Genomic DNA, 13,244 nt, shown 5'->3' with positions numbered 1-13,244 from the left:
TCGCCGTCGCGCGTCCCGGCTTCGCCGGACGCTCCGGGTCAGCTCTCGCTCGACTCCGTCACCACGGGGTTGGCGCGCTCACGCATCTTGCGCAGCAGCTCCTCCTTCTTGTCCACGGCGGCCTTGCGGTCGGCCGCACTCCCCTGGACCGAGCCCTGGTCTCCATTGCGGGACACCTTTGTGCGCTGTCCACCGACACCGAGCAGGTTGTTACGACTCTTAGCCATGAGGGCGACGGTACCCGGCGCGAGGGGGTGGGGCGTACCAGTTTTGTGGCGGGGGTTTGTGGCGGGTGTTTGTGGCGGCGTATCGGTCACCGGTCATGGGGGCCGGGGATGGCGGGTGGCAGGTGAGCGAAGGGCAGGCATCAGATGACAGATATTGAAATCTGTCATCTGTCATGCCATGGTGGAGGAACCACCTTCTCCAACCACCTCCTCCCCCACCCCACCCCCCAAGGAGCCCCCATGCGCACCCTCACCCTCGGCACCTCCGGACCCGTGACCTCCGCACTCGGCCTCGGCTGCATGGGCATGTCCGCGCTGTACGGAGAAGCCGACCGGGGCGAGTCGATCGCCACCATCCATGCCGCGCTCGACGCCGGCGTGACCTTGCTGGACACCGGCGACTTCTACGCCATGGGCCACAACGAGATGCTGATCGGCGAGGCGCTGCGCTCCGCCCCCGCCGCGGCCCGGGAACAGGCGCTCACCAGCGTGAAGTTCGGCGCGCTGCGCGACCCGGACGGCGGCTGGTCCGGGTACGACGGGCGGCCCGCCGCGGTCAAGAACTTCGCCGCCTACTCGCTCCAGCGCCTCGGCGTCGACCACATCGACGTGTACCGGATCGCCCGGATCGACCCCGACGTGCCCATCGAGGAGACCGTCGGCGCCATCGCCGAACTGGTCCAGGCCGGTCACGTACGGCACATCGGCCTCTCCGAGGTGGGGGCGGCCACGCTGCGCCGGGCGGCCGCCGTGGCACCCATCTGCGATGTGCAGATCGAGTACTCGCTGATCTCGCGCGGCATCGAGGACGAGATCCTGCCGACCGCGAGCGAGCTGGGCATCGGCGTCACCGCGTACGGGGTGCTCTCGCGCGGTCTCATCAGCGGGCACTTCTCGCGCGAGAGGCAGTTGACGGCGGGCGACTTCCGCGGGATGAGCCCGCGCTTCCAGGGCGAGAACCTCCAGCACAACCTGGACCTCGTGGAGGCGCTGCGCAAGGTCGCCGAGCAGAAGGGCGTCACGGTGGCGCAGACCGCCATCGCATGGGTGCTCGCGCAGGGGCCCCGCCATCACGCGGCCATCGTGCCGCTGGTCGGCGCGCGACGCCGGGACCGGCTGGCCGAGGCGCTCGGCGCGCTGGAGGTGGAGCTCGGCGCGGCCGACCTCGCCGCGATCGAGGCGGCGGTTCCGGCCGGCGCGGCCGCGGGCGACCGCTATCCGCAGGCGCAGATGGCCCACCTCGACAGCGAGCGGTGACCTCTTCGAGCGCGGTGTTCCGCCCGGGCGGGTGGCCTGTGGACAAGCCGTTCACCGGCGTTGTCCACAGGCCCGGCGGGCCGTTCTGAGCGGCAGGTAACGTCATGGCCATGAGTACGGAACCGCTGACCGCCGAGCGCATCCTCGTCGCGACCGAGGAGGTGCTGCGCCGCCACGGCCCGGCGAAGGCCACGGTCGTCGATGTCGCGCGCCAGCTCGGGGTGAGCCATGGCAGTGTCTACCGCCATTTCCGTACGAAGGCCGCGTTGCGCGAGGCGGTCACGGAGCGGTGGCTGAACCGTTCGACGGATCTGCTGCGCGCCATCGCGTCCCGCCGGGATCTGGAGTCGGCCGTCGTGCTGCGGCTGTGGTTGAGCGAGTTGTTCCTGGCCAAGATGGCCAAGGCGGGCGCCGACCCGGAGTTGTTCCAGACGTATGAGGTGCTGCTCAGGGAGAACAGCCGGGTCGTGGAGGAGCACATCGGTGAGCTGGTGGGTCAGCTCACCGCGATCATCCACATCGGCGTGGAGCGGGGCGAGTTCGCGGTGCCGGACACGCCTGCGGTGGCGGCGCGTGCGGTGTTCGACGCGACGGGCCGTTTCCATGATCCGGTGTACGCGGCCGAGTGGTCGCGCCCGTCCATCCGGGACGATTTCGGCGCGGTGGCGGACCTGTTGCTGAACGGACTGAAGCGTTAGGGGTGCGGCGGGGGGCGGGTTGAGGGCGGGGAGGGTCGACGCCGTCGGCCGGGTTGCAGCCGGGGCGGCTGGCGAGGCTTGAGCCGGCGGTGTTGGCGTGCCCCGCCGGGGCGAGGGGCGGGGGGTGCCAGCGCCGTCCGCTGGGCCGCAGGCCCGGGGTGCCGGCGCCGTCCGCCGGGCAGCAAGCCCGGGCCGCCGGCGCCCGCCGTGTGGAGGGGCGGGGTGCTGACACCCCGCCGGGGCGGAGATCCGCCTCAGAAGCCGGGGTGGCCGATGCTTGCCGAGCCGGAGCCGGTGGTGATGTCCAGGGAGCGGTCGGAGGCGGTGTCGATGAGTTCGTCCTGGATGGTGCGGCTGCCCGATCCCGAGCGTCCGCCCACCCGGTAGCGGGTGCCTTCGGGCACGGTGACCGTGACGGAGCCCGATCCGGCCCGGGCCGTCACCTGTCGGGGCGGGGCCGAGAAGGCGATGCTCATAGCGCCCGATCCGGTGGTCAACGTGACGTTCGGCGAGGCGAGTCGGGAGGCCCGGATTTCGCCGGAGCCGGCCTTGGCCCGGACCGTGCCGGTGAGCCCGGTCAGCTTGACGGGTCCGGAGCCGCTCTCGACGTCGACCGGCCCGCTCAGTTCGCGGAGGGTGACCTCGCCCGAGCCGCTGCGTACCTTCAGGCGGGTCCCCGCGGGGATGGCCAGGTCGAGTTCGACCTGGCAGTTCTGGACGTACCGGTCCACGAAGCCGACGCACCGGGTGCGCACCGTGAGGGTGTCGCCCTCCCAGGTGCGTTCGACCTCGGGCCGTTTCCGCGACCAGGTCAGTTTGCCGTTCATGGTGACGCGGTCGCGGGCGCCGGTCGTGATGGTGATCCGGGCGGACCCGGCGTCCACGGCGACGGCGGAGACGGGGTGGGCCCGGCCGTTGTCGGGGCTCTGGTAGGCGGCGCTCTCGCTGACGGCGTCGGCCGTCGTCCAGTAGGCGCACGGCACCACGACGAGCAGGGCGCCGATGAAAGCGACGATGATCCAGGCGGTGCGGTGGCGGGTGCGGGTGCCCGGGGCCGGCGGGCGCCCGGCCTGTGCCGCACCGGCCGACGACGACGGGGTCGTGCCGCGGCGGGGTGTTCCGCGCTGCTCGGTGGTGCTCATGCCGGTCCGCCGTCCAGGAAGCGCAGGACGGCGAGGACGCGGCGGTGGTCGCCGTCGGCGACGGGCAGGTCGAGCTTGGCGAAGATGTTGTTGATGTGTTTGGCCACCGCGCTTTCGCTGACGACGAGTTCGGCGGCGATTCCGGCGTTGGAGCGGCCTTCCGCCATCAGCGCGAGGACTTCGCGTTCGCGGGGGGTGAGCCGTTCGAGCGGGTCGGGGCCGCCGCCGCGCCGGAGCAGGAGTTGCGCGACGACCTGCGGGTCGAGCGCGGTGCCGCCGGACGCGACGCGTTTGAGGGCGTCGATGAACTCCTCGACGTCGGCGACGCGTTGCTTGAGGAGGTAGCCGATGCCGCCGGTCTGGGTGGCAAGCAGATCGGCCGCGTACCGCTCCTCGACGTACTGGGAGAGCAGCAACACGGCCGTGTCGGGCCATTGTTGACGGATCATCAGGGCGGCGCGGACGCCTTCGTCGGTGAAGCCGGGCGGCATCCGTACGTCGACGAGGGCGAGGGTGGGCCGGTGGTCCTCGACGGCCTTAAGGAGGCTGTCGGCGTCCCCGGCCTCGGCGGCGACGTCGAATCCGGCCATTTCCAGGACCTTGACGAGGCCTATGCGCAACAGCACCGAATCCTCGGCGATCACAGCCCGCACGGCAACTCCACAGTGATGAGGGTGGGGCCCCCGTGGGGGCTGTTGATCCTGATGGTTCCGTCGACCGACCCTACGCGCTTGCGCAGGCCGAGCAGTCCGGTGCCGCCCGCCGGGTCGGCGCCGCCGATGCCGTTGTCGCTGACGATGATGGTCAGGAGCTGGGCGCGGCGGCGGACCTGGACGGAACAGCGGGTGGCCTGGGCGTGTTTGGCGACGTTGGCGAGGGTTTCGGAGACGACGAAGTAGGCGACGGCCTCGACCGTGGGGGTGGGGCGTTCGGGCATGTCCACGGTGAGTTCGACGGGGAAGGTGGCGCGGGCCGCGATGCCGGAGATCGCGGCGTCGAGGCCGCGGTCCTCCAGGACGGCCGGGTGCAGGCCCCGTACGAGGTTGCTGAGTTCCTCGATGGCTTCCTTGGCTTCGCGGTGGGCTTCGTCGATGACGGCGCGGGCCTCGGGGGGCAGGTCGGTGAGGGTGGCGCGGGCGATGCCGAGGTTCATGGCGAGGGAGACGAGGCGCTGTTGGGCTCCGTCGTGCAGGTCCCGTTCGATGCGGCGGCGTTCCAGGTCGGCGGCGTCGAGGATGTCGGCGCGGCTTTCGGCGAGGTCCTCGACGCGGCGTTCGAGTTCTCTGGCCCGGTTGGGGCCGAGCAGGATGGTCGCCGCGTGGGTGTCGAGCCGGGCGATGAGGGCGGCGAGCCAGGGCGTGGCGATCAGGAGCAGGACGCCGAGGACGGTGAAGGCGACGTAGTCCTGGGTCCAGCCGGTGGGCCGGAGTCTGAGGGGCAGGGCCCACGCCCAGGACAGGACGAGGGCGAAGGCGGCTCCGGTGGCCCAGCCGAGGGCGACGAGGGCGCCGCCGAGTGCGGTGAGCGGGGAGACGAGCAGGTGGTATCCGTACTGGCGCCACGTCGACTCGGCGCGCAGCCTGGGGAGGAGTCCGTGGGGGTGGTACCAGGGGTGGGGCCACTGGATTTTCGGGATGTCCACGCCGGTCAGGGCCCAGAAGCGGCCGCGTTGCAGGGGGGTGAGCAGGGGGCACAGCAGCAGGACGAAGCCGAGTGTTTTGAAGAGGTGTCCGGGTGCGGAGGTCGTGTAGGCGATGGCGAGCACGGCGGGGATCGCCACGGGTATGGACGCCGCTACGAGGGCGGTGTTGCGCCAGGCCCACGCCGACCACGGTGTGTGGGCCGCGGTCCAGTCGTATGCGCGCCGCAGCGGGCCGGGAGGTGCCATGCGCACAGGGTAGTTGGGCTGGTCAGGGCGTTGCCATCATGCTGTTGCCCGGGTGGGGGTATAGCCAGCACCACCTTGGTTTCGGACAGCCGCGCTACTGACCCGGGCGGCTCGGCGGGCGAGTCTTGGGGCTGTGCTCGGGCGGAGGGACCGCCGGGCCGGAAGGAGCGCCCGCCGCCATGACTCTTGTCGCCCCGCAGATCCGTACCCGCCGTAACTCCCGTGTGGTGCCGGGTAGTTGGGGTGGAGTGCGTCGTCGGCCGCGTCTCGCGACGGTCCTGACGGGTGCGGGGGTGGCGCTGGTGCCGTGGATGGTGGTGTTGGCCAAGACGCTGCCGTCGACGACGGAGGTGTCCAACTGGTCGACGGCGTGGGTGGGGTTGGACGCGTTGCTCGCGGTGGGGCTGACCGGTACGGGTGTGTTGGTGGGGCGGGGGGATCCGCGGGCCGCGCAGGTCGCGGCGGCGACCGCGGCGATTTTGGTGGTGGACGCGTGGTTCGACGTGGCGACGTCGGCGCCGGGTGGGGAGCTTGCCATGGCGGTGGGGCTGGCGGTGGGGGTGGAGTTGCCGATGGCGGTGACGTGCGCGGTGGTGGCCCTACGCCGACCCTGACCCCCCGGCCCGCCGCACCCGGGCCCCCTGGGGCTCCGCCCCAGACCCCACATCGCACCTGAACGGCGCTCGTCCTCAATCGCCGGACGGGCTGAGGTGCCGGCCAGCACCGACCCCGCCAGGGGCGCGAGGAACTGCGCGAGAAGCGAGCACGGTCCGCAGGCGAAGCCCCTGGGGCTCCGCCCCAGACCCCGCATCGCGCCTAAAGGGCGCTCGTCCTCAAACGCCGGACAGGCTGAGGTGGCCTGCACTGGCCAGCACCAAGCACTTAAGGGGCGCGGGGAACTGCGCGCCCAGCCACGCACGGTCCGCAGACAAGGCCCCTGGGGCTCCGCCCCAGACCCCGCATCGCGCCTAAAGGGCGCTCGTCCTCAAACGCCGGACAGGCTGAAGGTGCTGGCCAGCGCCGAGTAGTTAGGGGCGCGGGGAACTGCGCGATCAGCCACGCACGGCCCGCACCCACCCCCCCAACCCAGTTGAGGCACACCCCGCAGGGGGAAGGCCCCCCACGGCACGCCCCCCGAAGGGGACGCCCCGCAAGGGGGCGCCCCCCGGGGGCGGGCGGGGTCAGCAGCCGAGCAGGCGGCTGCCGAGGTACTGCTGGATCTGGTCCAGGGACACCCGCTCCTGGGCCATCGTGTCCCGCTCCCGCACAGTCACCGCGTTGTCGTCGAGCGTGTCGAAGTCGACGGTCACGCAGAACGGCGTGCCGATCTCGTCCTGGCGACGGTAGCGGCGACCGATGGCACCCGCGTCGTCGAACTCGATGTTCCAGTTCTGCCGCAGGTCGGCCGCGAGGCCCTTGGCCTTCGGCGAGAGCTGGGGGTTGCGGGAGAGCGGCAGCACGGCGACCTTCACGGGCGCCAGGCGCGGGTCGAGGCGCATCACGGCGCGCTTCTCCATGACGCCCTTGGCGTTGGGCGCCTCGTCCTCGCTGTACGCGTCGAGCAGGAACGCCAGCATCGCGCGGCCGACACCGGCGGCGGGCTCGATGACGTACGGCGTCCAGCGCTCGCCGGCTTCCTGGTCGAAGTAGGCCAGGTCGTGGCCGGAGGCCTTGGAGTGGGCGGTGAGGTCGTAGTCGGTGCGGTTGGCGACGCCTTCGAGCTCGCCCCACTCGCTGCCGCCGAAGCTGAAGCGGTACTCGATGTCGGCGGTGCGCTTGGAGTAGTGGGAGAGCTTCTCCGCCGGGTGCTCGTACCAGCGCATGTTCTCTTCACGCATGCCGAGGCCGGTGTACCAGTTCCAGCGCTGCTCCATCCAGTATTCCTGCCACTGCTCGTCCTCGCCGGGCTTGACGAAGAACTCCATCTCCATCTGCTCGAACTCGCGGGTGCGGAAGATGAAGTTGCCCGGCGTGATCTCGTTGCGGAAGGACTTGCCCATCTGCGCGATGCCGAACGGCGGCTTCTTGCGGGAAGTCTGGAGCACCTGGCCGAAGTTGGTGAAGATGCCCTGGGCGGTCTCGGGGCGCAGGTAGGCGACCGAGGCGGTGTCCTGGGTGGGGCCGAGGTGGGTGGAGAGCAGGCCCGAGAAGCTCTTGGGCTCGGTGAAGGTGCCCTTGTTGCCGCAGTTGGGGCAGTTCAGGTCGGCGAGGCCGTTCGCGGGGGCCTTGCCGTGCTTCTCCTCGTAGGCCTCTTCGAGGTGGTCGGCGCGGAAGCGCTTGTGGCAGGAAGTGCACTCGGTGAGCGGGTCGGTGAAGGTCGCGACGTGACCGGAGGCCTCCCAGACCTCGGAGGCCAGGATCACCGACGAGTCGATGCCGACGACGTCCTCGCGCGAGGTGACCATGTAGCGCCACCACTGGCGCTTCAGGTTCTCCTTCAGCTCGACACCCAGCGGCCCGTAGTCCCAGGCGGCCTTCTGGCCTCCGTAGATCTCGCTGCACGGGTAGACGAAGCCACGGCGCTTGCTCAGGTTGACGATGGTGTCGATCTTGTCGGCGGCCACGGTGCTCTCTTCATTAACGACGACGTGAACGGGGAACGGCGAAGCCTTCAGATTAGCGGCGGCCGCACCCCCTCTATCAAATCGGTTGCCCCGCGGGGCCCGTGCACGGGGCCACCCGTACTGATTATTGACAACCGTTTCCATCTTTGTTGAAAATGGATGTCATGAACGTACGACGCCTCATACCCGCGGCCGCCCTCTCCTGCGCCGCCCTGCTCGGCCTCACCGCCCTCACCGCGTGCGGTGCCGGCGAGGCCAGGAAGGACGGGAAGCTGGACGTGGTGGCGTCGTTCTATCCGCTCCAGTTCCTGACCGAGCAGATCGGCGGGGCCCATGTCGCGGTCACCGGTCTGACCAAGCCGGGCGTCGAGCCGCACGACCTGGAGATCAGCGCCCGCCAGACCGCCAAGCTCAACGACGCCGACGCGGTCGTGTACCTGAAGGGCCTCCAGCCCGCCGTGGACGCGGCCGTCCAGCAGGCCGAGGTCAAGACGAAGATCGACGCCTCGACGCTCACCGCGATGGAGAAGCACGGCAACGAGGTGGGCGGCCACGCCGCCGCGCACGACCACGCCACCGGCGAGGACGACCCCGCCGACCATGCCGGCCACGCTCACGGGCACTCCGAGTCCGGCGACGACCCGCACATCTGGCTGGACCCGGTGAAGTACGCCGAGGTCGCCAAGGGCGTCGGCGCCGCTCTGGCGAAGGCCGACCCGGCGCACGCGGCGGAGTACCGGAAGAACACCGAGACCCTGGTCGGCAAGCTCGACGGGCTCGACAAGGAGTACGCCGCCGCCCTCCGCACGACCCGGACCAAGGTCTTCATCACCACCCACGCCGCCTTCGGCTACCTCGCCGAGCGCTACGGGCTGACCGAGGAGGCCATCAACGGCCTCGACCCCGACTCCGAGCCGAGCCCGGCCCGGATCAAGGACCTCCAGAAGATGGCGAAGGCCGACGGCGTCACGACCGTCTTCTACGAGACGCTGGTCAGCGACAAGACCGCCAAGACCCTGGCGTCGGACGCCTCGCTCACCACTGATGTACTCGACCCCCTCGAAGGCATCACCGACCAGTCCAAGGGCACCGACTACTTCTCGGTGATGCGGTCCAACCTGACCGCCCTGACGACGGCGCTCGGCACCAAGTGACCCCGCGTCCCTCTACCCCCCGTCCCTCTCCTGTGGAGGCAGCCGCCATGCAGCCCGTCATATCGCTCACCAAGGTGAGCGCCGAACTCGGAGCGCGTCCCGTGCTGCGCGGCATCGACCTGGCCGTGTACCCCGGCGAGGTCGTGGCGCTGCTCGGCGCGAACGGTTCGGGCAAGTCCACCGCCATCCGGACGATCATCGGGCAGGTGCCGCTCAGCGGCGGCTCGGTGGAGCTCTTCGGCACCGCCCGCCGGCGCTTTCGCGACTGGGGCCGGGTCGGTTACGTACCGCAGCGCACCACCGCCGCCGGCGGGGTGCCCGCCACGATCCGCGAGGTCGTCTCCTCCGGACGCCTCTCGCGCACCCGTTTCAAGATCCTGCGCAAGGCCGACCGCGAGGCCGTCGACCGGGCCATCGACGCGGTGGGCCTCGCCGACCGGGCCAAGGACTCGGTGGACGCCCTCTCCGGCGGCCAGCACCAACGCGTCCTGATCGCACGGGCGTTGGCGGCCGAACCAGAACTTCTGATCATGGACGAGCCCATGGCGGGCGTCGACATCGAGAGCCAGGAGATCCTCGCGGCCACCCTGCGCGAGCAGGTCGCGGCCGGCGCCTCGGTCCTGCTCGTCCTGCACGAACTCGGCCCCCTTGAGCCGTTGATCGACCGGGCGGTGGTGCTGCGCGACGGATGCGTCGTGCACGACGGGCCGCCGCCGAGGGCGGTCGGGCAGCACGCCCTGCCCGGCCACGACCACGTACATCCGCACACGGCCGCCGAGCCGGTACGCACGGGACTGCTGAGCTGACCATGATGGAAATCCTGAACTCCCCCTTCATGCAACGGGCGTTGATCGCCGCGGTCCTCGTCGGGATCACCGCACCCGCCGTCGGGATCTACCTGGTCCAGCGGCGTCAGGCCCTGATGGGCGACGGCATCGGCCATGTCGCGATGACGGGCGTCGGCCTCGGCTTCCTGCTCTCCACCTCGCCGGTGTGGATGGCGACGCTGATCTCCGTCCTCGGCGCGGTCACCATGGAACTCATCCGCTGGTACGGCAAGACGCGCGGCGACATCGCGCTCGCCATGCTCTTCTACGGAGGCATGGCGGGCGGCGTGCTCTTCATCAACCTCGCGCCGGGCGGCTCCACCGCCAACCTCAACTCCTACCTCTTCGGCTCCCTTTCGACGGTCTCCCGGTCCGACGTGTGGGCCATCGGCACCCTCGCGGCGTTCGTCCTCGTGGTGACGGTCGGCCTGCGCCGCCAGCTCTTCGCGCTCAGCCAGGACGAGGAGTTCGCCCGGGTGACGGGTCTGCCGGTGCGCGTTCTGAACCTCCTGACGGCCATCACGGCGGCGGTCACGGTCACGGTCGCGATGCGGGTCGTGGGACTGCTCCTGGTGTCCGCCCTGATGGTGGTGCCGGTCGCGGCCGCCCAGCAGCTCTCCCGCAGCTTCGCCCTCACCTTCGCGATCGCGGTGGCGATCGGGGTGACGGTGACGCTGAGCGGCACGGTCGTCACGTACTACGAGGACGTGCCGCCCGGAGCCGTCATCGTCCTGTTCACGATCGCGATCTTCATCGTTCTGACGGCGCTGGCGACCCCATTGGCCAAGCGGCGGGCGCGGACCCGGGCGGCCGCGGCGGCCGAGGGCGAGTGCGGGCTGGACGTGCCCGCCCCGGCAAAGCGGCAAACCCTCGACGTGCCCGCCCCCGCAAAGCCTCAGGCCGGCGAGGTCACGGCCTGAGCGGGAGCTGGCACAATGGCCCCAGGAGAGTTTGTACGGGTCGAGGCTTGGAGGCACCTGTGACGACAGCGCCGCTCGGCGGGTCCAATACCGCCCCCGTACGAGGCCGGTCGACCCGGCAGCGTGCCGCGGTGGCGGCGGCGCTGGACGAGGTCGACGAGTTCCGCAGCGCGCAGGAACTGCACGACATGCTCAAGCACCGGGGGGACTCGGTGGGGCTCACCACCGTCTACCGCACGTTGCAGTCCCTCGCGGACGCGGGCGAGGTGGATGTGCTGCGCACCAGTGACGGGGAGTCGGTGTATCGGCGCTGCTCCTCGGGCGACCACCACCATCATCTGGTGTGCCGGGTGTGTGGGAAGGCGGTGGAGGTCGAGGGGCCGGCGGTCGAGAAGTGGGCGGAGTCGATCGCGTCGCAGCACGGGTATGTGAACGTGGCGCACACGGTGGAGATTTTCGGCACGTGTGAGCCCTGCGCCAACCCCGCACCCGCCTAGCACCCCCTCCCGGCGGCCTACCGCCCCCAACCCCGCGGCCCGCCCCCGCGTTCTGCGCAGTTCCCCGCGCCCCTAGACCCCCTTTCGGCTGCGGGCCGTGCTCGCTTCTCGCGCAGTTCCCCGCGCCCCCAAAAAAACCCGTTTTCGGCTGCGGACCGTGCGTGGCTGGGCGCGCAGTTCCCCGCGCCCCTTAGCTACTTGGTGCTGGCCAGCACCTCAGCCTGTCCGGCGATTGAGGACGAGCGCCGTTCAGGCGCGACACGGGGTCTGGGGCGGAGCCCCGGGGGGTTAGGGGCGGTCGGTGGACTTGTCCAGGGCGGCCAGGGCCTCGTTCGGGATGGCCCCGCCGAAGCGCCGGTCGCGGGAGGCGAACTCCAGGCAGGCCCGCCACAGGTCACGCCGGTCGAAGTCCGGCCACAGCACGTCCTGGAAGACCATCTCGGCGTAACTGGACTGCCAGATCAGGTAGTTGGAGGTGCGCTGCTCACCACTGGGCCGCAGGAACAGGTCGACGTCCGGCATGTCGGGGTAGTACAGATACTTGGCGAAGGTCTTCTCGTTGACCTTCGACGGATCGAGCTTGCCGGCGGCGACGTCACGCGCGATGGCCTGCGCCGCGTCGGCGACCTCGGCCCGCCCGCCGTAGTTGACGCAGAAGTACAGCGTCATCGCGTCGTTGCCGACGGTCTGCTCCTGGGCGATCTGGAGCTCCTGCACGACGGACTTCCACATCTTGGGCATACGGCCCACCCAGCGGATGCGGATGCCGAGTTCGTTCATCTCGTCGCGTCGGCGCCGGATCACGTCACGGTTGAAGTTCATCAGGAAGCGGACCTCTTCGGGCGAGCGCTTCCAGTTCTCGGTCGAGAAGGCGTAGAGGGAGAGGTTCTTGACGCCCATCTCCAGACAGCCCTTGAGGACGTCGAGGACGACGCCCTCGCCGACCTTGTGCCCCTCGGTGCGGGGCAGCCCGCGCTCCTTGGCCCAGCGGCCGTTGCCGTCCATGACGCAGGCCACGTGGTTCGGCACCAGCTCGGCCGGGATCTTCGGCGGCACCGCGCCCGAGGGGTGCGGCTCGGGGGTCTTGTAGTCGCGCCTCGACCGCCCGCCCAGGATTCCGCGTACTGCCATGTGGAGCTCTCTCCCTAGATGCTCAGATGCTGCTGCTCTGTACCGCTCAGTTCTTCTCTACGTACCGCAAGGAGCGCAGGCCGCGCTCCAAGTGCCAGTGCAGATAGGCCGATACGAGCCCGCTTCCCTCCCGCACATGCCTCGGCTCGCTCGCGTCCGCGGTCTCCCAGTCCCCCGTGAGCAGCGCGCTGAGCAGTCCGATGGCCTCCGCAGAGGGTACGACGCTGCCGGGTACGCGGCAGTCACCGCATACGATGCCGCCGCCCGCGACGGAGAAGAACCGGTTGGGGCCGTGGATGCCGCATTTCGCGCAATCCTCGAAACTCGGGGCGTATCCGTTCACGGCGAGTGAGCGCAGCAGGAAGGCGTCGAGGATGAGGTGGGGGGCGTGCTCGCCGCGGGCGAGGGTGCGTAGGCCGCCCACCAGGAGCAGGTACTGCTGGACGGCGGGTTCGCCCTCGTTGTCGGTGAACCGTTCCGCCGTTTCCAGCATGGCGGTGCCGGCGGTGTAGCGGGCGTAGTCGGCGACGATTCCGCCACCGTACGGAGCGATGGTCTCGCTCTGGGTGCACAGGGGTAGCCCGCGGCCGATCAGTTCGCTGCCGCGGGCGAAGAACTGCACGTCGACGTGGCTGAACGGTTCGAGGCGGGCGCCGAACTTGGACTTGGTTCGTCGTACGCCGCGGGCCACCGCTCGTACGCGGCCGTGGTTGCGGGTGAGCAGCGTGATGATGCGGTCCGCCTCACCCAGCTTTTGGGTGCGCAGCACGACGCCATCATCCCGGAACAGACTCATGCCCCCATTCTCCCGCACCCCCCTGGGGCTCCGCCCCAGCCCCCGTATCGCGCCTCAAGGGCGCTCGTCCTCAATCGCCGGACAGGCTGAGGTGCCGGCCAGCGCCGACCCGCTAGGGGCGCGGGGAACTGCGCGACCAGCCC

Annotated in this window: 14 protein-coding genes; 7 read left to right on the top strand and 7 right to left on the bottom strand. The window is 70.5% G+C overall.

Going from position 1 to position 13,244, the window contains the following annotated elements; all coding sequences use genetic code 11:
- Nucleotides 1-38: 38 nt before the first annotated feature.
- Nucleotides 39-227 (bottom strand): DUF6243 family protein, encoded by a 189-nt coding sequence (locus DWB77_RS25960; protein WP_120723596.1) that lies wholly within the window; start codon nt 225-227, stop codon nt 39-41.
- Between the two features lie 240 nt (nt 228-467).
- On the opposite strand from DWB77_RS25960, the gene DWB77_RS25955 reads away from it, so the two are divergent.
- Both DWB77_RS25955 and DWB77_RS25950 read left to right on the top strand, forming a co-directional pair.
- The gene (locus DWB77_RS25955) at nt 468-1,484 is read left to right on the top strand and encodes an aldo/keto reductase (protein WP_120723594.1); all 1,017 of its coding nucleotides are present in this window, start codon (nt 468-470) and stop codon (nt 1,482-1,484) included.
- 104 nt (nt 1,485-1,588) lie between these two features.
- A complete protein-coding gene (locus tag DWB77_RS25950; protein ID WP_120723592.1) occupies nt 1,589-2,182 on the top strand; it encodes a TetR/AcrR family transcriptional regulator in 594 nt (197 codons plus the stop codon).
- 254 nt (nt 2,183-2,436) lie between these two features.
- Here the strand turns inward: DWB77_RS25950 and DWB77_RS25945 are convergent, their stop codons facing one another.
- Genes DWB77_RS25945 through DWB77_RS25935 form a run of 3 tightly spaced genes read right to left on the bottom strand, consistent with a single transcriptional unit; the run spans nt 2,437 to nt 5,212 of the window.
- A complete protein-coding gene (locus DWB77_RS25945) occupies nt 2,437-3,324 on the bottom strand; it encodes a DUF4097 family beta strand repeat-containing protein (protein ID WP_120723591.1) in 888 nt (295 codons plus the stop codon).
- Nucleotides 3,321-3,977, bottom strand: a complete 657-nt coding sequence (locus DWB77_RS25940; protein WP_246033635.1) for a response regulator — start codon at nt 3,975-3,977, stop codon at nt 3,321-3,323. The genes DWB77_RS25945 and DWB77_RS25940 overlap by 4 nt, the downstream gene beginning before the upstream one ends.
- Nucleotides 3,965-5,212, bottom strand: a complete 1,248-nt coding sequence (locus DWB77_RS25935) for a sensor histidine kinase (RefSeq protein WP_120728244.1) — start codon at nt 5,210-5,212, stop codon at nt 3,965-3,967. Before DWB77_RS25935 ends, DWB77_RS25940 begins: the two co-directional genes overlap by 13 nt.
- A 179-nt stretch (nt 5,213-5,391) precedes the next feature.
- Here DWB77_RS25935 and DWB77_RS39325 point away from each other — a divergent pair, with 179 nt between their 5' ends.
- The gene (locus tag DWB77_RS39325) at nt 5,392-5,826 is read left to right on the top strand and encodes a hypothetical protein (RefSeq protein ID WP_162952621.1); all 435 of its coding nucleotides are present in this window, start codon (nt 5,392-5,394) and stop codon (nt 5,824-5,826) included.
- A 567-nt stretch (nt 5,827-6,393) separates the two neighbouring features.
- Here the strand turns inward: DWB77_RS39325 and DWB77_RS25925 are convergent.
- A complete protein-coding gene (locus DWB77_RS25925; protein ID WP_120723588.1) occupies nt 6,394-7,776 on the bottom strand; it encodes a glycine--tRNA ligase in 1,383 nt (460 codons plus the stop codon).
- Between the two features lie 164 nt (nt 7,777-7,940).
- Between DWB77_RS25925 and DWB77_RS25920 the strand changes: the two genes are divergently transcribed.
- Genes DWB77_RS25920 through DWB77_RS25905 form a run of 4 tightly spaced genes read left to right on the top strand, consistent with a single transcriptional unit; the run spans nt 7,941 to nt 11,174 of the window.
- Entirely contained in the window at nt 7,941-8,930 is a 990-nt protein-coding gene (locus DWB77_RS25920; RefSeq protein WP_120723586.1) for a metal ABC transporter substrate-binding protein, read from the top strand.
- A 47-nt stretch (nt 8,931-8,977) separates the two neighbouring features.
- The gene (locus tag DWB77_RS25915) at nt 8,978-9,736 is read left to right on the top strand and encodes a metal ABC transporter ATP-binding protein (protein WP_120723584.1); all 759 of its coding nucleotides are present in this window, start codon (nt 8,978-8,980) and stop codon (nt 9,734-9,736) included.
- A gap of 5 nt (nt 9,737-9,741) precedes the next feature.
- Nucleotides 9,742-10,677: a metal ABC transporter permease gene (locus DWB77_RS25910; RefSeq protein WP_120728240.1), complete on the top strand. Its 936-nt coding sequence runs from the start codon at nt 9,742-9,744 to the stop codon at nt 10,675-10,677.
- Between the two features lie 59 nt (nt 10,678-10,736).
- Nucleotides 10,737-11,174 (top strand): Fur family transcriptional regulator, encoded by a 438-nt coding sequence (locus DWB77_RS25905; protein ID WP_120723582.1) that lies wholly within the window; start codon nt 10,737-10,739, stop codon nt 11,172-11,174.
- Between the two features lie 288 nt (nt 11,175-11,462).
- Here DWB77_RS25905 and DWB77_RS25900 read toward each other — a convergent pair whose 3' ends face one another.
- Both DWB77_RS25900 and recO read right to left on the bottom strand, forming a co-directional pair.
- Entirely contained in the window at nt 11,463-12,305 is an 843-nt protein-coding gene (locus DWB77_RS25900) for an isoprenyl transferase (protein ID WP_120723580.1), read from the bottom strand.
- Nucleotides 12,306-12,351: 46 nt separating this feature from the next.
- Nucleotides 12,352-13,101, bottom strand: coding sequence for a DNA repair protein RecO (recO, locus tag DWB77_RS25895; protein ID WP_120723578.1), 750 nt, complete (start codon nt 13,099-13,101; stop codon nt 12,352-12,354).
- Between the last annotated feature and the right edge of the window lie 143 nt (nt 13,102-13,244).

The sequence above is a fragment of the Streptomyces hundungensis genome (assembly GCF_003627815.1).
Taxonomy (GTDB): domain Bacteria; phylum Actinomycetota; class Actinomycetes; order Streptomycetales; family Streptomycetaceae; genus Streptomyces; species Streptomyces hundungensis_A.
The sequence above is the reverse complement of the archived record's forward strand: the minus strand, read 5'-3'. Positions and strand labels throughout refer to the sequence as shown.